At 35.0% G+C, this 22349-nt stretch carries 20 protein-coding genes; 12 read left to right on the top strand and 8 right to left on the bottom strand.

What is annotated here, in order from left to right:
• The first annotated feature begins 156 nt into the window (after nucleotides 1–156).
• From iorA to Bccel_RS04010, 9 genes are all read left to right on the top strand, one after another.
• The gene (gene iorA, locus Bccel_RS04050; protein ID WP_036940916.1) at nucleotides 157–1944 is read left to right on the top strand and encodes an indolepyruvate ferredoxin oxidoreductase subunit alpha; all 1788 of its coding nucleotides are present in this window, start codon (nucleotides 157–159) and stop codon (nucleotides 1942–1944) included.
• Nucleotides 1941–2522 carry an indolepyruvate oxidoreductase subunit beta gene (locus tag Bccel_RS04045; protein WP_036940917.1) on the top strand — a complete coding sequence of 194 codons (582 nt, stop codon included), beginning with the start codon at nucleotides 1941–1943 and terminating at the stop codon, nucleotides 2520–2522. Before iorA ends, Bccel_RS04045 begins: the two co-directional genes overlap by 4 nt.
• Before the next feature lie 51 nt (nucleotides 2523–2573).
• A complete protein-coding gene (locus Bccel_RS04040; RefSeq protein ID WP_036940920.1) occupies nucleotides 2574–3809 on the top strand; it encodes a phenylacetate--CoA ligase family protein in 1236 nt (411 codons plus the stop codon).
• A 286-nt stretch (nucleotides 3810–4095) separates the two neighbouring features.
• Nucleotides 4096–4659, top strand: coding sequence for a tryptophan transporter (locus Bccel_RS04035; protein ID WP_036940923.1), 564 nt, complete (start codon nucleotides 4096–4098; stop codon nucleotides 4657–4659).
• Nucleotides 4656–5507, top strand: a complete 852-nt coding sequence (locus Bccel_RS04030) for an energy-coupling factor ABC transporter ATP-binding protein (protein WP_036940925.1) — start codon at nucleotides 4656–4658, stop codon at nucleotides 5505–5507. The genes Bccel_RS04035 and Bccel_RS04030 overlap by 4 nt, the downstream gene beginning before the upstream one ends.
• A 15-nt stretch (nucleotides 5508–5522) precedes the next feature.
• Nucleotides 5523–6359 (top strand): energy-coupling factor ABC transporter ATP-binding protein, encoded by an 837-nt coding sequence (locus Bccel_RS04025; RefSeq protein ID WP_036940928.1) that lies wholly within the window; start codon nucleotides 5523–5525, stop codon nucleotides 6357–6359.
• On the top strand, nucleotides 6343–7110 hold the full coding sequence (locus Bccel_RS04020) for an energy-coupling factor transporter transmembrane component T family protein (protein WP_036940931.1): 768 nt from the start codon (nucleotides 6343–6345) through the stop codon (nucleotides 7108–7110). The genes Bccel_RS04025 and Bccel_RS04020 overlap by 17 nt, the downstream gene beginning before the upstream one ends.
• A 284-nt stretch (nucleotides 7111–7394) precedes the next feature.
• Complete coding sequence (locus Bccel_RS04015) at nucleotides 7395–8828, top strand: S-layer homology domain-containing protein (protein WP_036941206.1); 1434 nt, start codon at nucleotides 7395–7397, stop codon at nucleotides 8826–8828.
• 207 nt (nucleotides 8829–9035) lie between these two features.
• Nucleotides 9036–9722, top strand: coding sequence for an S-layer homology domain-containing protein (locus Bccel_RS04010; protein ID WP_036940935.1), 687 nt, complete (start codon nucleotides 9036–9038; stop codon nucleotides 9720–9722).
• Nucleotides 9723–9857: 135 nt separating this feature from the next.
• Here Bccel_RS04010 and Bccel_RS04005 read toward each other — a convergent pair whose 3' ends face one another.
• The 7 genes from Bccel_RS04005 to Bccel_RS30065 form a co-directional block, all read right to left on the bottom strand.
• On the bottom strand, nucleotides 9858–11228 hold the full coding sequence (locus Bccel_RS04005; protein ID WP_036940937.1) for a sialate O-acetylesterase: 1371 nt from the start codon (nucleotides 11226–11228) through the stop codon (nucleotides 9858–9860).
• Nucleotides 11229–11523: 295 nt separating this feature from the next.
• Nucleotides 11524–12462 carry an SPFH domain-containing protein gene (locus Bccel_RS04000; RefSeq protein WP_036940940.1) on the bottom strand — a complete coding sequence of 313 codons (939 nt, stop codon included), beginning with the start codon at nucleotides 12460–12462 and terminating at the stop codon, nucleotides 11524–11526.
• 57 nt (nucleotides 12463–12519) lie between these two features.
• Nucleotides 12520–12957, bottom strand: a complete 438-nt coding sequence (locus Bccel_RS03995; protein WP_036940943.1) for an NfeD family protein — start codon at nucleotides 12955–12957, stop codon at nucleotides 12520–12522.
• Between the two features lie 346 nt (nucleotides 12958–13303).
• Nucleotides 13304–13948: a sensor histidine kinase gene (locus Bccel_RS30070; protein ID WP_160317688.1), complete on the bottom strand. Its 645-nt coding sequence runs from the start codon at nucleotides 13946–13948 to the stop codon at nucleotides 13304–13306.
• Between the two features lie 398 nt (nucleotides 13949–14346).
• Nucleotides 14347–14616 (bottom strand): hypothetical protein, encoded by a 270-nt coding sequence (locus Bccel_RS03985; RefSeq protein WP_050753078.1) that lies wholly within the window; start codon nucleotides 14614–14616, stop codon nucleotides 14347–14349.
• A gap of 33 nt (nucleotides 14617–14649) precedes the next feature.
• Nucleotides 14650–15297 carry a response regulator gene (locus tag Bccel_RS03980; protein ID WP_036940950.1) on the bottom strand — a complete coding sequence of 216 codons (648 nt, stop codon included), beginning with the start codon at nucleotides 15295–15297 and terminating at the stop codon, nucleotides 14650–14652.
• A gap of 106 nt (nucleotides 15298–15403) precedes the next feature.
• Complete coding sequence (locus Bccel_RS30065; protein ID WP_160317687.1) at nucleotides 15404–16030, bottom strand: sensor histidine kinase; 627 nt, start codon at nucleotides 16028–16030, stop codon at nucleotides 15404–15406.
• A 981-nt stretch (nucleotides 16031–17011) separates the two neighbouring features.
• Here Bccel_RS30065 and Bccel_RS03970 point away from each other — a divergent pair.
• Nucleotides 17012–17545 (top strand): dockerin type I repeat-containing protein, encoded by a 534-nt coding sequence (locus Bccel_RS03970; RefSeq protein ID WP_036940956.1) that lies wholly within the window; start codon nucleotides 17012–17014, stop codon nucleotides 17543–17545.
• Nucleotides 17546–17628: 83 nt separating this feature from the next.
• On the opposite strand, the gene Bccel_RS03965 is transcribed toward Bccel_RS03970, so the two are convergent.
• Nucleotides 17629–18831, bottom strand: a complete 1203-nt coding sequence (locus Bccel_RS03965) for a patatin-like phospholipase family protein (RefSeq protein WP_036940959.1) — start codon at nucleotides 18829–18831, stop codon at nucleotides 17629–17631.
• Between the two features lie 274 nt (nucleotides 18832–19105).
• Between Bccel_RS03965 and Bccel_RS03960 the strand changes: the two genes are divergently transcribed.
• Entirely contained in the window at nucleotides 19106–19681 is a 576-nt protein-coding gene (locus Bccel_RS03960; protein ID WP_036940962.1) for an RNA polymerase sigma factor, read from the top strand.
• Nucleotides 19665–22331: an anti-sigma factor family protein gene (locus tag Bccel_RS03955; protein ID WP_050753077.1), complete on the top strand. Its 2667-nt coding sequence runs from the start codon at nucleotides 19665–19667 to the stop codon at nucleotides 22329–22331. The genes Bccel_RS03960 and Bccel_RS03955 overlap by 17 nt, the downstream gene beginning before the upstream one ends.
• The last annotated feature ends 18 nt before the right edge of the window (nucleotides 22332–22349 follow it).

The raw sequence follows: 22349 nt of genomic DNA, 5'->3' as shown, positions 1-22349 counted from the left end.
TTAGTAGTGCCTGCATTACTTCATTTCACCGAGTTTCAGTTTTTTTAGACACTATTAATTTACTTAACATAATTCTAAACCAAGCTTTACTTCCTTTAAATTTTGGCTTATAATTTTTATATTGAGCTATTTAGAAGCATTTTGGAGGTCATCAACATGTATAAAAAAGTAATTATGGGTAATGAAGCCATTGCCCTTGGTGCAATAAAAGCCGGTGTAAATCTCGTTTCAGGATATCCAGGAACACCTTCCACCGAAGTGCTTGAGAGTATTGCAGAAAACAATCCCGGACATATTTATGTAGAATGGTCGGTAAACGAAAAGGTTGCACTTGAGGTAGCAGCAGGAGCAGCATATGCAGGAGCAAGGTCCCTTGTAACAATGAAGCAGGTTGGGCTTAATGTAGCATCAGACCCGTTGATGAGCCTTTCATATATTGGTATAAAAGGAGGAATGGTTGTCCTTGTAGCGGATGATCCAGGTCCTTTTTCATCACAGACAGAGCAGGACACACGACACTTTGCACGGTTTTCAAACCTTCCTGTTTTCGATCCTTCCTCCCCTGAAGAGGCTTTCGAGATGATACAAGCAGCTTTTCAACATTCGGAGCAAGTAGGGCTGCCGGTTTTTTTCAGACCTACCACAAGAATATGTCATTCATGCAGCACATTGGAAATCCCTGAATTGGGAGAAAGGCACAAGGCGGACGGTTTTGTAAAAGATCCACGTTGGGTTATATTCCCCAGCCTTTCATATAGAAAACATGTTCAACTTGAAGAAACTCAGAAAAAGATAAGTGATATATTTTCAAACCTTAAATACAATAAGATAACCGGTCAAGGAAATAAAGGCATAGCTGCTTCAGGTATTGCCTATGCATATATAAAGGATGTTCTTTCATCTTTTAATAAGGATATAAAGTTAATGAAGATTGGTACCCCCTATCCATTCCCGCAAAAGCTGGGTATGGATTTCATTGACGGGCTTGATGAAATACTGGTATTTGAAGAGCTTGATCCCGTTATAGAAGAAAGCCTTCTTGAGCTAAAAGCATCAAATGGATATAAAATTTCAGTACTGGGTAAAAAAACAGGGCATCTTCCCTATGCCGGTGAATACAGCTATGAACTGGTAAAAACTGCTGTAGCAAAATTTATTGGGATCGATGCTGACGAGGTAAAACCTCTCTCCCCTCCCGAGCTTCCGGTAAGACCGCCTGTATTATGTGCAGGTTGTCCCCATAGAGCTTCATTTTATGCTGTCAAAACTGCATTGAAAAACCAAAAGGCTGTTTTTTCAGGCGACATAGGCTGCTATACCCTTGGAAATGCCAAGCCTCTTGATATGGTTGACACATGCCTTTGTATGGGTGCCGGCATAACAATCGCTCAAGGCTTGCAAAGAGTAGAGCCGGATGTTAAGCATATAGCATTTATCGGAGACTCCACATTCTTCCATACAGGAATTCCAGGAATAATAAATGCGGTTTACAACAATACAGATATTACTGTAGTAATTTTAGATAACAGCACAACAGCCATGACCGGTAACCAGCCCCATCCCGGGACAGGTAAAACCATGATGAGAAGCATTTCTGAAAAGGTTGATATTTATGGTATGGTAAAAGCTTGCGGTGTAAAGAAAATTACAAAAGCCAATCCCCTAAATCAAAAAGAGGCCATTGATGCTGTTAAAGAAAATGTTTCTTATAATGGACCTTCTGTAGTTATTTTTGAAGCTCCATGCATTGCATTACAAAAACAGTCCAACATACAAGCAGTGAATGAAAAATGCACCTTATGTAAGAAGTGTATTCGTGAGGCAGGTTGCCCCGGTATGAGTATCATTGACGGCAAAGTAGTAATCGAAAAGTCCTTATGCTATGGCTGTACACTTTGTTCTCAAATTTGCCCTGTAGGTGCTATAGGAGGTGCTAATAAATGAAATTTGATATATTAATTGCAGGAGTCGGTGGTCAAGGAACAGTTCTTGCATCAAGGCTGCTTGCAGCTTCAGCCATAGAAGCAGGTTATTTTGTACGAACCTCTGAGACAATCGGTATGGCTCAAAGAGGAGGCTGTGTTGTAAGCCATGTAAGGATTGGCGATGAAATATTAAGCCCCGTAATCCCCTATGGTGCTGCTGATTTGTTGATAGGCTTTGAGCCGGCGGAAGCGGCCAGGAATATTGCCAGGCTAAGTCCTGAGGGTAAATGTGTAGTCAATACAAGGATAATTAAGCCTGTTACTGCTTCACTAAACACTTTATCCTATGAGGTTGAACCAATTTTGGAATATATTAATAAAAATTCATCTAATAAAATAATGGTGGATGGATATGCTTTAGCTGAAAAATCAGGCTCGGTAAAAGCTTTAAACACCGTACTTCTTGGAGTAACTGCAGCTGCAGGGTTCCTTCCCTTTTCCAAGGAGGATATATTAAATGCAATCAGCGAAAATGTTTCATCAAAATATATAGAGCTGAATAAAAAGGCATTTAATATAGGCGTAGAATTTGTATAACTATAAAATTTTATATATATTTCAGAAATATAAAACAGGGAGTCAGATAAGATGAGAAGAGAACAGTTTGAGTCTTTTAAGGAACTATTGGAAAGATTGTCCCAGGATAGTCCTTTCTACAAAAGCAAATTCAATACATCAGGAGTAAACATAAGTGACATTATGTCACCAGAAGACATAAGTCAGCTGCCATTTACTACAAAGGAGGAATTGAGGGATGCTTATCCATTAGGACTTCAAGCTGTTCCTGATGAAAAGGTTGTTAGAATCCATTCTTCCTCGGGTACTACAGGTAAACCGGTAATAATACCATATACCAGTAAGGATGTTGATGATTGGGCAATTATGATGGCAAGATGCTTCAAGCTCGCAGGAATCACTCCTTTGGACAGGGTGCAGATCACCCCGGGATACGGACTTTGGACAGCAGGAATAGGTTTTCAGGCTGGAGTTGAAAAAGTTGGTGCCATGGCTATTCCTATGGGCCCTGGGAACACCGACAAACAGCTTCAGATGATGATGGATTTGAAATCTACAGTATTTGCATCAACATCTTCCTATGCACTGGTATTAGCCGAAGAGGTTGAGAAAAGAGGTATCCGCTCCCAGATTCACTTAAAAAAAGGTATAATCGGTTCTGAACGCTGGGGAGAAAAAATGCGAAACAGGATTAAAAATGAGCTTGGAGTAGATATTTATGATATTTACGGTCTTACAGAGATTTATGGTCCTGGTATATCCTTAGATTGTGATTACCATACTGGCCTTCATTATTGGGATGATTTCCTCTATTTTGAAATAATAGATCCGATAACATGCCAACCGCTTAAAGAAGGTGAATACGGTGAGCTTGTTATTACCACCTTGAAAAAAGAAGGTGCTCCGCTTCTAAGGTACAGAACCCGTGATCTCACCCGCCTTATTCCAGGTAACTGTCCTTGCGGTTCTACATACCCGAGACATGATGTTATCATCGGAAGAACAGACGACATGGTAAAGGTGAAAGGTGTAAATATTTATCCCGGTCAGATTGATGAACTCCTTAGAAATATTGAGGGTGCAAGCAGCGAATACCAGGTTGTTATAAAACACATAAACGGCAAGGATGAAATGACCTTAAGGGTTGAAAAGGAGCTAAGCTCTGATGACAAGGATGTTAGAGAGAAAATAGTCGATCAATTTAAGAAAAAGGTTGGAATACATATAGAAGCTGAAGTTTTAGCTATAGGTGAATTACCAAGAAGTGAAAAGAAGAGCAAAAGGATTATAGATTTCAGATACCAATAGATGCCTAAGCAAGCAACCAAATTAGTCCTAAAAACCAAAAAGCTCATAGTAATTTTTCATTCATGCCATAATTGACTTTGGATTATTTACATGTTAATATTAATAATAGATGAGTTGAGAAGAGAATATATAGACTAGACGAGATGAGATGAGCCTGAAAAGTGTATAATTACATAGCCAGGTTAATCCCTGGCTATTTTTAATTTACAGAAAATTATGCGGATTAAGTTATTTTGCGTCGTTCTCTATACTCAACCTTCAATCAAATTTATGGAGGTTGTTTTTTATGGAAACTGCTATTAAAAGAGAGGTAGTAAAAAAAGGTTTAAGTGCAACAGACGTTGTTTTAGTTGCTGTATTACTTGCAGCAGGTGCGGTATTAAGGCTTATTACACCGCCTATATTCGGTATAACGCCAAACTTTATAATCGGTATGTATTGCATGGCCATATTTCTCATAAGGCCAAAATTTCTTGAGGTAATCTTTATCGGTCTTGTCGCTGCTGCTGTATGTCACTTCACTACAAAATCAATGATCCCCTACATCAACTTTATAAGCGAACCTGTTGCAGCATTAGTTGTTTTTGGAATGATTAAGCTTCCTTTTAAGGCTATGATCAACAAAATAACATTAAAACCTGCTATAATTGCCTTATTTGGCACCCTCACCAGCGGTTTGGTTTATGTGGCAATTTTAAAATTCCTCATACTATTTGTAAAGACTCCTAAGAATCCTGCCTTAATGGGACTCTTCATGGTTGTTATCGTAACAGCTGCTGCAAACACAATTATTGCACAGTTAATCTATTATCCGGTAAAAATGGCAACGGGAAAGAAGGAACTGGAATGATCAATATAAAAGGGTTGTCCTTCATATACAACGACACAAAGGAACCTGCTCTAAACAATATTAATATTCAAATAAATGAAGGTGAGTTTGTTGGTATTGCCGGCCCTACGGGAGCTGGTAAATCCACTCTTACCTTATGCCTTAATGGTGTTATCCCCCACTTTCTACATGGGGACTTTTATGGCGAGGTCAAGGTGGATGGTAAAGATACTGTTGATAATGGCTGTGCCAAGATTGCCTATTCAGTAGGAAGCGTTTTTCAGGATCCTGAAGCACAGATAGTTTCAACTGGTGTAGAAGATGAAATTGCTTTTGGACTTGAGAATTTAAATATACCAAGAATTGAAATTGCCCAAAGGATAAAAGAAAGCCTTGAAATGACCGGGATTTCCGAACTAAGGCACTACTCTACCTCACAGCTTTCCGGTGGTCAGAAACAAAGGGTTGCAATTGCTTCCGCCATTGCACTTCGTCCCAAAATACTTGTTCTGGACGAACCGACTTCCGAATTGGACCCAAAGGGCAGCCTGGACATATTTAATACATTAAGAAGACTTAATCAGGAATACAATATCACCATAGTAGTTGTTGAACAGAAAATTCAGCTTCTATCTGAATATTGTTCGAGGCTTGTAATAATGGAAAAAGGAAATATACTCTTAGACGGTGCAACAAGGTCTGTACTTGCCGATCAAGAGACACTACAGAGAATTGGAGTTAGTGCACCACCTGTAACAAGGCTTGCATATATGTTAAAAAAACAAGGATTATATCAGGGCGAATTCCCCATAAATGTTGACGAAGCTCATTTGATGGTTAGCAAGGTATTACATGAAAAGTGTAAATAAAAAGGTGGTAAACATATGATCAGGATTAATAATTTAAGTTACCGGTACAAAAACGGTAACCAAGTGCTCAAAAATCTTAATATTAATATAAAGAGTGGTGAATTTACAGCAATAATCGGTCAAAACGGTGCTGGAAAAACTACTCTATTAAAAAACCTGAACGGACTTCTAAAGCCTACCCATGGTAATATCTCAATTTGCGGACTTGATACTTCAAAAACCAAAACCAGTGTACTGGCTAAAAAAATCGGATTCCTTTTTCAGAATCCCGACCATCAGATTTTCTGTTCCACTGTTTTCAATGAAATTGCTTTTGGTTTGAAAAACATAGGCATTTCACATGGTGAAATTGAGAATCTCGTTTATAATGCTGCAATGAAGGTGGGATTGGAACAGTACTTAAAGCATGATCCATTTTCTTTGAGCAAGGGTCAGCGTCAAAGGGTTGCACTTGCCTCTGTTCTGGCTATGGAAACCGATATACTTGTTTTGGATGAGCCCACTACAGGACAGGATTACAGTGAAGGTCTGGAAATTATGGAGATAGTCAAGGAACTTCATAAAAAGGGCAAAACCATTGTCATGGTTACCCATGACATGGAATTGGTTGCCCAATATGCAAACAGAGTTATTGTTTTAATGAAGGGAACAGTCCTTGAGGACGGTTCCACAGAAGAAGTACTAAGCAAGGAAGAAAGCCTGGCACTATCAAACCTTAAGCCGCCTCAAGCATATTTACTTGCAAGGAAGTTTCACAAGCAGGGCTTCTTTAAGGATACCTATACTGTAGAGGATATGTTTGATGAAATTATTTCTTATTTAAGGGGTGAACAAAATGCCTGCAATGATTGAATATATACAAAAAGACTCATTTTTTCACAGACTCCATCCCATTACTAAAATATTGTGGACTTTTGGAGTGCTCATCATAAGCTTTGTTTTTTCAAGTCCCCTACCCATTTTTATTATTTTACTGTCAAATATACTAATAGCTGCTGCCAGCGGAATTATTAAAGAGGTTTTCCCTGCTATCAAGGCATTATTCCTATTCTCTCTTCTCTTAATAGCCTTCCAGATATTCTTTGTATCTGACGGAAATACTTTATTTTACGCAATACCTTTTACTGATATTGGAAGGATAACAGACATAGGTCTTAACCTTAGCCTTGTAATGTCCTTCAGGATGGTGGCTACAGTGTCTACGATTCCGATACTTATGATGACAACTCCAATGACAGATCTGGTTGTAGTCCTTGTAGAAAAGCTTAAGATACCATTTAAGTATGCATTCATGTTTATCACCGCCCTTAGGTTCATACCTACTCTTTTGGGTGAAATCGAACAAATACTGCAGGCACAGATGTCCAGAGGCTATAATTCCGACACTAAAAATCCTTTTAAAAAAATGATTATAGTTATCCCCCTTGCCATACCTCTTCTGGTTTCATCTATAAAAAAGACTGAAAAGATGGCAATCTCGATGGAAGCAAGAGGTTTCGCTTCAGGGCCGAGGTCATATTACAGGAAGATAGTGATGAGAAAGGCTGATTATGCTGCACTTTTCACCCTTGTTACAGCAATATTTGTGACTATGCTGCTGTAAATTATGCTTAGATTCTATTTATAAGAATTAGTTAATATATGTTGCAAAAAAGTGCTGCCTGTTCTATTTAGGCGGCACTTTTCGATTTATTAATATGAATGATGTTATAGTAGTGGCAAAATATTTTAATCAATGCAAGTAATATCATTTATCAATTATTTTTAAAATTTTCCTCTCCTCCTTATGAAAAAAACTTTTTATGTCGAATAATTTATATATGTAAAAAAGGAATGACCTAAATATACAATTATTTTTGTCATTCCTGATCATGAGGAGGAAAAATTATGAAGGTAACAAAAAAGGCTATATTATTTTTAACGTTATTGATGCTGATAATCCAAGTACCATTCTTTGCATTATCAGAAGAAAACACAACTGAAACCAAGGTGACACAGACGTTCTCCGATGTAGACAGTGATAATTGGGCTTACGAAGCGATTTCATGGATGGTTGATAAAAAAATATTGGCAGGCTATAATGATGGGTCATTTAAGCCGTCTAAGACTATTACCAGGGCTGAATTTGCAAAGATTATGGTCCTAACCCTTGAACTTCCGCTAAAAGACACTGATGAACCTACTTTTGTAGACATATCCAAGGATAGCTGGGAATTTGACTATGTTGAGACAGCAAAGTATTATCTTACAGGCTTCAGAACATCAAAAGGAGATTATTTTAAGTCAGGCAATGAAGCGGTAAGAGAGGACATGGCGGTTGCTCTGGTAAAAGCCTTGAAGCTTTCAAGTGAGACTGCTGATGAAAGCGTATTGAATACTTTCAATGATAGCGACAGCATCTCCACCGCACTTAAGAAATATGTTGTCATAGCGGTTAAAAACGGAATCATGAAGGGCAATGCTGTTGCAAACAGCGATGAAAAAGCCTTCAGGCCTCAAAATCCTCTTACAAGAGCTGAAGCTGCAGTACTTTTATATAACATTGTCAAGGAAAAGAAAATAACATATGATAACTCAAGTTCTGAAGACAAAACAAGCATCGAACCGGAAAAACCTGAAATGAATGAGACAGAAACCGTAACAGCACATAAAAAACCGGTTGTAACAGGTAAGATTGACGGAAACAGGATAGTTTTAAACTGGACTCCGGCAGATAGCAATGGATTTACATATTATAAAGTTGTTGTTTCAAAAAGCAATCCATATCCAAGATATCCTCAAGATGGATATATGTTTGTCATAAGTGACAGGAACAAAACTTCACAAACCATTGATGTTTCAAACGGATATAATGGCGGGGATTTCGGCGGAAAACTTGCAGCAGGACAAAAATATTATTTCAGCATAACAAGTGTATATTCAGATGAGAAAGTGGCCGGTAATGCGGTATTGCTTACAGTACCCAAAAAGGAAACTGAAACCTACAGTGGTTCTTCCCATATTAAACCAAAAGTATCGGCAAGCGTAGCAAACGGTAAAATCACTTTGAAGTGGCAAGCTACCAACTCATCAGACTTTAACTATTATAAGATTGTGGTATCTAAAAGCAACTCAGCACCTAAATATCCAGAAGATGGTTATCTTACATATATAACAGAAAAGGACCACACTTCATATACAATAGACGTATCAACAGCCTATAATGGCGGAGATATTGGCGGTTATCTAATACCCGGTAAAAAGTATTATTTTAGCGTTACCAATGTGTATGGAAATGAAAAAATACCTGGAAATGCTGTATATTTGGAAGTACCACGATAAAAGATAATAAATAAAAGATTATCTTTATAAACTAAAGGAAAGCAGGCACAGGCTTATTTTCCTTTAGTTTTATTTATATCTATGAAAGGGGCTATTGCAAATAGATGCAAAATCCCATCACAATGAACAGCTTTAAAAAGGTTAGGAACTTTTATTTAAGTGGCACGTCTAAACAATAAACAAATAAAAATCAGGAAGGTGAATATAATGAATATTAAATCAAAATTGATTTGTATTTCCACAACTGCCATACTTACATTTACATTAATAGGATATAGTTTTGCAGCCAGCTCATTTACAGACATTTCAAACGAAGCCCATAAAGAAAAAATAATAGTACTTCATGAGAAAGGCTATATTAACGGATTGGGCAAAGGACTTTTTTCTCCAAAGGGTATAATTACAGCAGCAGAAGGTATACAAATGATTGTTAATGTACTGGATCTTAATATTGATAATGTAAGATTTATTAAAGAACCAAAGGCCACTGACTATTTTCCAAAAGCCAAAAATGATGCCTGGTATTCCAACGCCCTTATCATTGCTGCAGTAAAAGGGCTTAACATCCCTGCCGACACTGATCCCAAAAAGGTATGGACAAGGGAAGAATTTACATATTATCTCATTACAGCAATGGAAGCAAATAGAAATATGCCTATGATAAAAATTATTCCTGCTAATATTACTGACGGGGATAAAATTACACCGGAATATGAAGGAGCAATTCAAAGAGCACTTGTATATGGTATTGATAAGCTTGACGAAAGGGGAAAATTCAATCCAAAAGCTAAAATGACCCGTGCAGAAGCTGCGGCACAAATCTATAACGTGCTTGAGTACTTCAAGGCACATCCGATACAGGCTGAAGACGAATCTATAAAGTTGGATCAATAATGAAATACTACTGAATTACGCAAGCATTGTAACATATGCTCTTAATGGATATTGTCACACATACTAAAAGCGGATGAATCTTCTTCATCCGCTTTTATATGATATATAAAATTTACATTTTTAGATCAAATAATCCTATTTTTGAATTTCATCATACATAGTTTTAGCAAATAATGCTCCCATTTCAAGCATTCCTGGGGTTTTATAGTGCATTCCGTCTGTATCAAGGTCCTTTGTATCGAAAATTCCTACATGGGGAACTTTTTCCGACACATTAATTTCGCCTTGACGTACCGTCTCATAATAAGGCCAGCTGCTGGAATCATCAATCATTGCTATTATAAAGGGCATATTTGGCACGTTCAGCTCTTTGCGGACATCGTTTATAAACGCTGTAAGATTTCCCTCATAATCACTGGCTATGTTTGGTGCACAAGCATCCGATTCACCCTGCATCCAGCACATACCTGCAATTTCATATTGTGTTCCCGGACTTAATGCAGCAAGTGCTTTTTTGGTGTTTGTAATGAAGCTGGTATATAACTTTCCTGTCGTTCCTCCTGCACTTGGCGGACGCCAATCTCCGCACAAGGATGTTCCGGACCATCCTTCTTTGATTAAAAGAATTTTACTGTCAGGCATGAGTTTTGCAATATCCCTTCCAAATATCAATTCAGGACCAAAACAACCTATGCCGCTACCGTAACCGATCTTTAATGTACCCCAAGTACCTGCAATTCCATTGTCTACTGTACCTGAAGCATATATTTTTACGTTTTCTATAGGTTCCTTGTACTCAGGAGTCAATTCATGATTCATACCAATCCCGGCCATGTTGGATTGGCCGGCAAGGAGAAAAATTTTATATGGTGCCCCAGATGGCTTGGGAGTAGGGGTTGGAGATACAGATGGAACAGGTATTTCTACTGCAGGATAACTGGTATCTACTTTATTAAAATTCTTTGCTATAATCACAATATCTGCAATATTTATGCTGTTGTCCTTATTAATGTCAAGGTCAGCTGAGTATTTGCTGTCACCGGATACCGAACTGAACTTTTTTGCAATTTCTATAACATCAGCCATGTTAACTGTATTGTCCTGCTGTCCGTTTACAGGAACGTCACCAGCCCAAATTGCTATGGGAGCTGTTGCGGAACCTAAGACTATATTTCCGGAAAGTTTTACTCCTGGGATTGTTCTTGTTAAAAAGCCTGTTTTGGATATTTTAAGTACATATTGGCTTTCAGGAATATTGCTAAGTTCAAAGAACCCGTTTGCATCAGTAGAAGTTTTGTAGCTTGTACCATAAATGCTGACTGAAATTCCTGAATTTAAACTTGAGGATGATGAAGTGGATATATCAGGAATTATATAACCCGATATCTTGTATGTACCTGCCGCAAACCCGCATATACCGGTTTGAAAGAACACTGCTGCGATAACCAAAATAGTAAGGGCTGTGGCAAATAAATAATTTGTACACTTACGCATAAACCTGCACATATTTTTAACCCCCTGATAATTAAAATTAATAGGTTTTTATATATTAACCATTATATATATTAGATTTTATCAAAAATAACCACCAATATCAAACTGCATCAAATAAATATAATGATAACAATAACAATAATCAAATCTTGAATTCAGGTCATAAATATGGCAAAATCCTCTTTTAGACGGTAAATAGTGTAATCACAATACAATATATAACTACCGAATCAAGAGGATTGCCTAATGAATATCTAAAGTTTGAGTTAATGTATGAATAAAAAATAACAACCGCTACTAATCATTTTTACTGAGCATCGTTAATATCCTTTTTGTCTAATAATTCAGTTAAGGAAGCAGCCAACCCGGCCAATCCCTGTATCTCTGAAGGTATAATAATCTTGGTTGCCTTGCCGTCTGCGGCTTTTGCAAAAGCCTCAAGGCTTTTTAATGCTATAACAGTTTGAATTGGATTTGCTTCATTTAACATTTTCAAGCCTTCTGCTGTAGCCTTTTGGACTTTGAGAATTGCTTCAGCTTCACCTTCCGCTTCTCTAATTTGTGCTTCCTTCTGTGCTTCAGCTTTTAGAATTGCTGATTGCTTGGCAGCTTCAGCATTTAGTATTGTAGATTCCTTTTGACCTTCTGCAACAAGTACTGCAGACCTCTTTTCACCCTCTGCACGAAGTATTGATTCTCTTCTTTCTCTTTCAGCCTTCATCTGCTTTTCCATTGCATCCTGTATTTCTCTTGGAGGAATAATGTTTTTTAACTCAACACGGTTGATTTTTATACCCCAAGGGTCAGTAGCTTCATCAAGAATGGACCTCATCTTTGTGTTGATTGTATCACGTGATGTCAATGTCTGGTCAAGTTCAAGTTCACCGATAATATTTCTCAACGATGTAGCAGTAAGATTTTCAATTGCTGACATTGGATTGTTTACACCATATGCATACATTTTAGGGTCAGTAATTTGAAAATATACTACAGTATCAATTTGCATAGTTACATTATCCTTTGTAATTACAGGTTGAGGTGCAAAGTCTACAACATTCTCCTTTAAAGAAACAGTTTTAGCAACCTTGTCTATTAAAGGAATTTTTACATGAAGACCAACCTGCCAGGTAGTCATATATGCTCCTAATCTTTCTATAACATAAGCATTAGCCTGAGGTACAATTCTAACGTTTGAAACCACAAGTATCAATAAAATAACGGCAAAAGCTATAATTACCCATTCCATTTTTAAATCCCCCTTTTTTTATTTATCTAACATATTAATATTATTGGTAGTTCTATTTTATAACTTTTTTACAAATACTTTAACGCCTAATATTTCTTGAATTTCTACTAATTCATTCAAGTCTATTACTTCATCGTTGGTTGAACGTGCAGTCCAGATCTGACCTCCAATCTTTACCTGCCCGGTGCCGTTTACAGGATCAATTTTCTCCACAACAATACCCTTTTCTCCAATTATCCTATCTGCATTGGTTTTTTCTTTTCTAACATTAAGAAACTTTTTAATTAAGGGTTTTGTAAAATACAGTAAAAGAGCCGACATCATGATAAATATAACAACCTGGTAAATAAATGGAACGCCAAAAAGTGAAGAAATCATTGCCGCTACCGCACCTATTGAAAACCAAATTGTTATAAGATTAAAGGATGATGCTTCAATAATACCAAGTACTACAGCAAGTATCAACCACCAAACCGCTAATGGAATGCTACCCATATTACTCCCCCTTTCCAGATTGATTGTAGCACAAATTTTCTTGATGTTGTCGTGAGAAATTGTGGTGTAGCCTACATCAAAATTTCCTACATATCAAGAAAGTAATGTTGAAATTTGAAAAATTAAAATTATAGCATAGTAAATGTTGGAAGAAAATCAATAACCCAAATAATAAAAAATAAAAAAAAGTGGATATTCCTATGATTATTCTATCAAAAAATACTGAAAATTAAAAGAAGTTATTTTCAAAATATCCTGCCTGGAAGAATAAAAGTCTTAATTTCATTCACCTTGAAGTTTAATCCGCTTCTTACAATCAAGCTGCTGTCTACTACAATAACTTCAATCATCTAAAACCCTCTTTACTGATTGGAAATTTTGCGTGAATATTAAATCCTCTATCCCCTGTTGTGCCATAAGTTAAGGTTCCATTCATATCGTTGACTCTTTCTTCAATACCAATCAAACCAAAGCCCTTTTTAATATTATTACATCCAATTCCATCATCAGTAATAAAGAGCTGTATTTTTTCTTGAAAAAACTTAAGTACAATTGTAACTTTCTTGGCCTTACCATGACGGAGAGAGTTGGTTATAGCCTCCCTGCATATTTTATATAAAACGTCAGAATAACCTGTAGCAACTATTCTTTCTTCCCCATAAACACTAAAATCAATTTCAATTCCAATATCTTTAGCAAATTCAATGAGCTTATTAATTTCTGTTGTAATTGGGCTTGAATTTAATTTATCCGGTAACCACCCTGAAATCGTAGTTCTTATTTGCTTTAATCCTTCAGATGCAATACTGGCAGCTTGGACTAACTTTTTTTCGGTTCCCTCCGTATCTTTTTTAATATTAATTCTGCTTGATTTTATCAAAGTGATCAACAATGTCAAAGTATGTCCTAATGTGTCATGTAACTCTCTAGATATACGGTTCCTCTCATTTACAATTGCCAATTTTTCTTTGTATTTCAATTCATATTGCAATTTTAATTGCCTTTCTTTTGACTTGAATATAATAAAGCTTAGAATAAAACTGATTAATATAATGATGAAACAAAATTGCTCATATAATATGGGACTGTGTTCGTATATCCTTAAATATGTAAGCGATCCAAAAATAGAGAATACAAACATCTGAGCTATAATTGCAAGTAAAAACGGAGTTAACCTTTTAAAAAAAAATGATTTTTTTAAATTAAAACTACTTTTGTACAGAAAATAAATTATAAAAAACCTGATGACGGAGAGAAATGATGCCACGATTGAAAAGTACTTTAAATCATATAACATGATTTTAATGCCCTTTTTTATTATGAAGGTTGAAAAAAACATTGAAACAACAATTTCACTTATAACGATAAAAGCAATGCATAAGAACAATGCTAAAAAATGTCAAAAAGTGTTTCATTGATTAAAAGAGCAAATACGGCATAAAGATACAATGCGTAAACCAAAGTATTGTAGCCTTTAGGAATATTCACATCTATCAAAAACCCACAGATTGTAAATAGCAAAATAAAGGTTACTGTACCAATTTTGTTTTTATAAAAGAAATCTTTACGACCAACTATTATTGTAAAAAATAACAGTATATGTATAGATTCAACTATATTAAATATTTGTTCTTTGTATTGCTGTAAAAACATTAACATAAAAATACTCCATAATATATTATTATTTATTCATTAAGCGATATCATTTTTAATTGCGTAGACCGCCAATTGTGTACGGTCTTTAAGTTTAAGCTTACTTAATATTGTATGAACCATATTTCTAACTGTTCCCTCAACAAGATAAAGGTTTTTAGCAATTTCCCTATTGTCTTTTCCATCTACTATTAATTTGATTATTTCTTTTTCCCTCGTTGTAAGGTTTCCTGCGTATGGGCAACCTATAGAGTTTAAGGATTTATTATTCGTTAAATTTTTAACAATAAAATTATGAAATATCTTTCCAGGAACAGTACTAAATCCGTTTATTGTATTTTTGATAGTCCTTATAAGGTCCTCATCGCTGATATCTTTTAAAACATATCCATCAGCACCGTTTTTTAAAGCATCATTAATATATGAATCATCATCAAAGGTAGTAACTATTATAACCTTTACAGAGGAGTACTTATCTTTTATAAGTTTAGTTCCCTCAACCCCGTCACATACTGGCATTTTTATATCCATAAGAATTAGGTCGGGTTGATTTTTTTCACATAGATCCAAAGCTTCGTTCCCGTTTGTTGCAAGTCCAATAACCTCTATTTCACTATCTTGTTCAATAATATCCTTTAATCCGCTTCTTACAATTACGCTGTCGTCTGCTATAATAACTTTAATCATCTTAACCCTCCTTGCTTAAGAGATTTCAAAAATTTCCTTGGTCAATTTTTATATTGTAGAGCATTAAAATGAATATTTTTCAAAATCTCCAGTTGATCAATTATTTTTAAGAAATCACCTTATTTGGAATTTTTGCATGAATATTAAATCCTCTATTGCCGCTTGTCCCATAAGATAAAGTTCCATTTATATCCTTGACTCTTTCTTCAAGTCCAATCAAACCAAAGCCCTTTTTAATATTTCTACATCCAATTCCATCATCATTTACAAACAGTTGTATCTCCTTTTGCTTAAACTTTAGTATTACTATAATTTTAGTGGCTTTACCATGCCGAAGTGAGTTGGTTATGGCCTCCCTGCATATTTTATATAAAACTTCAGAATAAACTGGGGCGTTTATTCTTTCTTTCCCATATACACTAAAGTCAATATCTATACCAGTATCTTTAGCAAATTCAATTAGTTTTCTAATTTCATAGGTAATTTGGCCTGAATTTAATTTTTCTGGTAACCACCCTGATATTGAAGTTCTTATTTGTTTTAAACCTTCTGAAGCAATATCGGCAGCTTGAATTAACTTATTCTCAGTTTCCTCTGGATCTTTTTTTATATTAATTCTACTTGATTTAATCAATGTAACCAGCAATGTTAAAGTATGTCCCAGTGTGTCATGGAGCTCTCTGGAGATACGGTTTCTTTCATTGGCTATTGCCAGCTTTTCTTTATATTCCAATTCATACTGTAATTTTAATTGCTTTTCTTTTGATCTAAAAAGAAAAAAACTCATAAAAATACTACTTACCATAATAATATAACTAAAATACTCATATAAAATCGGAGATTTCTCGTATTTTCCTAAAATTGTAAAGTTTATAAATGCAAATATTATAACTAAATGGATAATAATTGCCACAAAAAAAGGATTTAACTTTCTGAAGAAACTAAAGCTGCTTATACTAATTTTGTATTTATAAAGAAAACAAATAATAATGAGTCTTAATACAGAAAAAGATATTCCAATAATTACAAAGTTCTTAATATCATCTTTTACTGATAACAAATTCTTTTCAAATATATATAAGGAAAAAAACATGGAAACTAAAATTTCGGTTGAAAAAAATATTGTGAAACATATAAATAATGCATACAAGGTCTGAAGAAGCTTTGTTTTAACCAAACAGAGAAATATAACATAAAGGAATAAACTATACATTAAAGTACTGTACCCCTTTGGAATGTAAGTGTCTATCAAATATCCACATATAGTATATATAGAAATATAAATTATTGTCCCAACTTTGTTTTTGTAAAAGAAATCTCTCCGCCCAACAATAATTGTAAAAAATAAAAGCATATAGACAGACTCAACTATATTAAATATTTGCTCTTTATATTGCTGTAAAATCATTAACATAACAAGTTACTCCATATCTTAGATAATTAATTATAATGTAATATAGCACTAATTTATAGAGAATTTTAGGTTATTATATCATAAAAATCATTTTTTGCATATTGTTTGTAGACATAATATTATTAGTGTAAATTACAATTGTCATATACACCAGTCATTTACATATGTAACAAAAGGTTATTACGAACGATATATTTACATTAATAAACATTTTAGGTAATATTAGATCAGGTTTTAGATTGTTAGCCGGCCGGCTTCAATAATAATTCCCAAATTGTTAATTTCAGGAGGAGAAGAATTATGAAAAAAAGAATTGGATCATTACTTGTAGGACTTGGTTTATTTGTAACTGTAATGGGTACTAGTTTACCTGCTTTTGCAGCACATTCATGTACTGAAACAGTAACAATCGGTGATGTAAATCTTGATGGTTCAGTAAACGCAATAGATCTATTATTATTAAAGCAGGAAATAGATTGTTTGGTATATTTTGATAACTTACAGTGTATAGCTGCTGATGTAGATTATAATGCTGCAATAACAATGGCTGACTATAATATGCTTAAGGACTATCTGCTGGGAAATATAACATCTTTCCCTGCAGGTTCTTCATATACAGTATATTATGGTGATGTAACCGGAGATCAGTTAGTTACAGATGCTGATAAGACAAAGGTTAGCAACTACATACTTGGTTCAGTTTACTTAACCAGCAGAGAATTCGCAGCAGCAGATGTTAATGGAGATCAGGTTGTAAACTCTGGTGACTTAACATTAATTAACAGACATATTTTAAACATTGAAGATCATTTTCCTGTTTGTCCACAAATTTAATAGTTAGATCATTAAAGTATTAGAATTAGAGATGCAAAAAGGATTAGCCATAATCCTTTTTGCATCTTATTAATCTTTCTGCATCAATTATTTGCAGTACTCTTTATAGAATTAATGATTTTTACAGCAGTTTCACTAAGTAAGTTTATCTTCCCCAATTCATTTATTATTTCAGTTTTTGAAAACTTTCTTCTATTTGTACTGTTTGTAATAGAAATATTACTTACCTGATTCAGAAAATCTTCAAATGAATAAATCCTAAACCGTTCTATTTCGTATTTTTGTGCTGTTACTTCAAGAAGTTTTATTAGTAAATCCTGATATGTTTCACAAGGCTGAATTTTGAGCCGATTGGCTAAAATAGGAATAATCCTTTCAAATAGCATCCTTTTTGGCGAAATATCAGATATGCCCCACAATTCTCCAATGTGAATAATTAACTCATCAGATAATTGAGAGAGCATCTTGAAAACTATTTCATCTTTTGTAGGAATTACATAATACTTTTTACCACACAATGATTTAATATATCTCATTGCATCAAAATATCCCATTTTAAGGTTTCGTCGTATCAATTTATTATTGAAATTCATCATGCTTCCCAGGTTTTCAGATGGAATTATTTCTATAACATTAAGATTGTTATATTTTATTTTTTGAGTTAATCCAATAGCCCCTGTCCTTACAGCGATTATATCGGTATATCCCTTCCCTGCCAACAAGTTTATCGGGCAATTATCATAAAAAGCACCATCAATATAATATTTACCTTCCAAGGGTTCTAATTTAAACCCCGGCAAACCGGAACTAGCCATAAGGTAATCCACTACTTTACCATTTGGAATATCCTCTTTATAAACTTCTACAGGCTTTCTATCCGTAAGAGAAACAGTAACCAAACCAAAGTCTGTCATTGATTTTCTCAGCTTTTCTTCATCAATATTATTGGATATTACCTGCCTCATTTTATTTCTATTGATACCTTTATTTTTTACAACGTTTCTGAATTTTGAAAACAACTTAGTAATAACTTCTTTACTTATCTCTTTATTTGATAATTTTTCATAATCTTCTTTGCTGATATCAAAAAGTTGAGTTGGATCTAAATTTTCCCACAGTTTATAGCCTGTTTCAAAATCACCTTGAGCAATTATAGCAGCATTTAATGCACCTATCGAAGTACCTGTAATCCCTCCGAATTTGTACCCACATTCGAGAAATGCTTTTAATACTCCCATATGGTAAGCTCCCTTTGCTCCTCCGCCTTCTAAAGCAAGACCATACATAGTTTTACCCTCCCTCAATAATCTCCACTTAAATCTTTCCCTGCAACCTTTATATCCTAAGTATTGGTAAATATATTCAACTTATACATATTTATAATTATACCAAACCAATGCCAATATGATATATTGTTTAATTTTAAAATGTGAAATTAATGAAACAACCAACAGCCTTTTAAATTTTTGTTACTTATTTCAATATTTTAAGTATAATTAGGTGAAAGCAAAAATAACCGGTTATGGAATTAAGATTTTAATGGGATGGTGGGGATGAATTTTGAACAGAGACAATGTATTGATAGAAAATGTTCTCGATGGAAATACCGACTCTTTTTCTATACTGGTTCAATGTTATCAGGATCAGTTATACAAGTTCATATATAAATTGACGGTATCAAAAGAAGATACCGAGGATATTTTGCAGGAAGTTTTTATACGAGTTTATAACAACCTTTACAAATATAACAACAGGTGGAATTTCTCTACATGGCTTTATAATATTGCAGTGAATGTCTTTAAAACGCATTATAAGAAGAAAAAGAAAAACCCGGAAAATGTTAACAATGAAGCGATTGACGATATTTCATGCAGTATATTGGATTATCCCGATGTTGCTTACGAAGTCAAAGAACAGAGGCTTCTTATAATCAAGCTAATAAACGGGTTGAAAGACGACCAAAAAATTGCACTTGTATTAAAACATGTACAGGGTTTTTCGTATAAAGAGATTGCAGATATTTTGGAGGTTACACCTGAAGCTGCAAAAATGAAGGTCCAGCGTGCCAAACAGTTTATTTGCAAGAAGTATAATGAAATGAAAGGAAGGGGTGTTTATAATGAAGTGCACATATAGTTTGGAAGAACTGATAGGATACCTGGATGGCCGCATGTGTGACCAGGAAAAAGAACAACTTCAAAAGCACCTTGAAATATGCGAGGACTGCCGGAATCATCTTGCAGCACTAAAATTAACAGATGGTTATATAAAAGAAGATGTTAAAAATGACGGCACCACATATTTAAAGGTAATGGAATCAATTGATAAGAGTAGATATAATGAAAAAAAATCAAAATATAAAGTTGGAGCGGTTCTATTTAAGCTGGCACCTGTTTTAAAGCCAATGGCTGCAGTTGTTCTTGTAATAATTATTGCTGCTGCGGCTTTAAATAATCGGGAGCAAATTTCAGATGTATTGTCATCTCTTGAACAAATGGTATTGAAGCATGATGAAACAGATAAAGATGATAATAAAAAAGAAGTTAAAAAGAGCAAATTCTTCAAGGCTGAACCAACAGTAGGATTAAAAAAAGCTACACCTCCTGAGGGCTGGAGTTTATCAGAAGATGTGGTTGTAAAGGATGCTGGAAACAGGGAGCAAATCATTATAAAACTATATGTAAAACCCGACACCAGTCCAATATCTTCCAAAACTGCAACCGGGGAAGTTCTAGCCTTTCTTGATGACGGAAAGGATTTGTATGAAATAGGAAATATAAGCAACTATGGCATAATAAAAACAGAAATTATATCCCAGGATTTAAATAAAGACGGAATTAATGAAATTGTAATAAAAGGCCAATCGGGTGCGTCTTCATCATTGTATAAAGTAATCGGTTTGGAAAGGGCATCTGGGAGATGGCTGCAGCTTTTAGATACAAACCATACCGAAGTCATGGATGTTGATTTGGATGGTGATATCGAATTGGTCACCACATCCGTTGGAAGCTTGCCGCCATTTGTCTTAATATACGAGTGGTATGGCGACCGTTTTGAAAAGCTGGATGTTGCCGAGGCTACAGGAAATGAGTATGCTAACCTTATAAACAGAGGAACAGAAAATATAGTATTTGAAAGTGGAAATAAAAACGGTAAACACTACTATTCATATAAAAACGGTGAGCTTATCGAAACTTTGCTTACTAAAAATGTGCTTGAGAAGAATAATATAACAAATGCGGCTTTCAACACCTTTGTTACAAAAGAAGTTTGGGGAAAGCAAGGACCTGGTGAAAACTATGATAATGTAGTAAAAATACCCTATGGCAGGGTTATAAGTGTAATCGGAAGGTATAATAAAGATGCAGGTTGGTATCTTGCAAAGCTGACACCTGAGCTTTCAAACGAGCGTACGGAAGTTCTGCTTCCTGAAAATCAAACTGAATTCTGGCTTAACTTGGATTCAATTTCTACAGGATTTGATCATGCTGTTAATTTCGATGAATGTACAGTTAACGATGCAGTTCAGTTTAATAGTGTGATAACAGGAAAAAACAGGAGTGATGGTACATACCACCTAAAACAGCTGCCTGATGAAAATAGCTCTACCGTTTCAATAGCATCACAGGGAAATCTAATAAGTGTTATACGGAAAGATGGACAATGGAGCCTCATAAAGATTATTTCAGGAAGAGCAATGACAGACTATTCCGATGTCGGATGGATCAAAAACGAAGATTATGCGGCATACAAACCTGGGATAAAAGTAAACCAGGGATTTATTACCAGGCCTTTCAGGATATATGATACAACCAATCCAAATTCAGACTATCCGCCGTTAGACAATATATTAAAGAGTAATGTTGCACCAGTTACCATTCTTCTAGACCGTACCACAGGCACATTTGGCTGGACTAAGGTAGCAGGTGGATTTAACGGGTTTATTGGTTGGGTTAAGTTAAAGGATATAAAATCCTCTTTTACTTCTGAGGAAGCTCAGAAGCTGGCAAACCCAGAGATAGATCTGAAATCGCTGACACAAAAAATTAAAAAGGAAATAGAAGAATGGGAAGATTTAAATCTTTGTGCATTGGACTTAGGCAAACAAATTAAGCTTACTTCAAAGCAAAGAAATGAGCTTTCTGATAAACTTACCGCAGTAACAGGTTATCAAGTGTTTGATGGCGGACTCACAACTTTCAGGGAAGCTGTATATCCCTTCTATACACTGCAGTTTTTAGACGGAAATGGTGATTTCTATATGAACGAAGACACTGAACCGCCTTATAAATATTACAAGTCTTCATTCTGCAAATTTAACTTCATAGTTACCGGAGATGATACACTTATGATACAAATTCCCGATGAAAAGCTAGTTTCATATGGTCTAAAACGTGAAGGGCCGCCCATTAAATTTATAAAGGTAAATAAAGAATTCATACAACACTTGAAAACATTAATTCCGGTAACGGCTAACATTGATAAAAACAGTTTGAATTATCTTCTTAATGCAGTAAAGGTAGAGGTTAACGGCGAACAGAGTGATCAGCCCCAGCAGGTATATAAGGCAGCAAGGGTACTGAATGCTTTTGCTAGAGAAAAATTGGCTCCTGGCAAGAATAAGAGAATTGAAAACAAGGTAATTGAGTTTAAATTCACGTTTAAGGATGGAAGTACCGAAGAAGTCATTGTATATGAAAAGCACTTGAGTTATAGAGGCATGTACATCATGTTGAATGGCAATCCTGCAAATATTGGAGGGCTTCTATTTACAGGGTATTTCTAGATCACATCTTTACCTTGT

This window comes from Pseudobacteroides cellulosolvens ATCC 35603 = DSM 2933 (assembly GCF_001262605.1).
GTDB lineage: Bacteria > Bacillota > Clostridia > Acetivibrionales > DSM-2933 > Pseudobacteroides > Pseudobacteroides cellulosolvens.
Note: the sequence above shows the minus strand (reverse complement) of the source record. Positions and strands in the feature narration are given on the sequence as shown.

Excerpts from the sequence above, each read along its gene's own strand:
- iorA (WP_036940916.1), top strand. The coding sequence starts at position 157 with ATGTATAAAAAAGTAATTATGGGTAATGAAGCCATTGCCCTTGGTGCA.
- Bccel_RS04045 (WP_036940917.1), top strand. The coding sequence starts at position 1,941 with ATGAAATTTGATATATTAATTGCAGGAGTCGGTGGTCAAGGAACAGTT.
- Bccel_RS04040 (WP_036940920.1), top strand. The coding sequence starts at position 2,574 with ATGAGAAGAGAACAGTTTGAGTCTTTTAAGGAACTATTGGAAAGATTG.
- Bccel_RS04035 (WP_036940923.1), top strand. The coding sequence starts at position 4,096 with ATGGAAACTGCTATTAAAAGAGAGGTAGTAAAAAAAGGTTTAAGTGCA.
- Bccel_RS04030 (WP_036940925.1), top strand. The coding sequence starts at position 4,656 with ATGATCAATATAAAAGGGTTGTCCTTCATATACAACGACACAAAGGAA.
- Bccel_RS04025 (WP_036940928.1), top strand. The coding sequence starts at position 5,523 with ATGATCAGGATTAATAATTTAAGTTACCGGTACAAAAACGGTAACCAA.
- Bccel_RS04020 (WP_036940931.1), top strand. The coding sequence starts at position 6,343 with ATGCCTGCAATGATTGAATATATACAAAAAGACTCATTTTTTCACAGA.
- Bccel_RS04015 (WP_036941206.1), top strand. The coding sequence starts at position 7,395 with ATGAAGGTAACAAAAAAGGCTATATTATTTTTAACGTTATTGATGCTG.
- Bccel_RS04010 (WP_036940935.1), top strand. The coding sequence starts at position 9,036 with ATGAATATTAAATCAAAATTGATTTGTATTTCCACAACTGCCATACTT.
- Bccel_RS04005 (WP_036940937.1), bottom strand. The coding sequence starts at position 11,228 with ATGTGCAGGTTTATGCGTAAGTGTACAAATTATTTATTTGCCACAGCC.
- Bccel_RS04000 (WP_036940940.1), bottom strand. The coding sequence starts at position 12,462 with ATGGAATGGGTAATTATAGCTTTTGCCGTTATTTTATTGATACTTGTG.
- Bccel_RS03995 (WP_036940943.1), bottom strand. The coding sequence starts at position 12,957 with ATGGGTAGCATTCCATTAGCGGTTTGGTGGTTGATACTTGCTGTAGTA.
- Bccel_RS03985 (WP_050753078.1), bottom strand. The coding sequence starts at position 14,616 with ATGTTAATGTTTTTACAGCAATACAAAGAACAAATATTTAATATAGTT.
- Bccel_RS03980 (WP_036940950.1), bottom strand. The coding sequence starts at position 15,297 with ATGATTAAAGTTATTATAGCAGACGACAGCGTAATTGTAAGAAGCGGA.
- Bccel_RS03970 (WP_036940956.1), top strand. The coding sequence starts at position 17,012 with ATGAAAAAAAGAATTGGATCATTACTTGTAGGACTTGGTTTATTTGTA.
- Bccel_RS03965 (WP_036940959.1), bottom strand. The coding sequence starts at position 18,831 with ATGTATGGTCTTGCTTTAGAAGGCGGAGGAGCAAAGGGAGCTTACCAT.
- Bccel_RS03955 (WP_050753077.1), top strand. The coding sequence starts at position 19,665 with ATGAAGTGCACATATAGTTTGGAAGAACTGATAGGATACCTGGATGGC.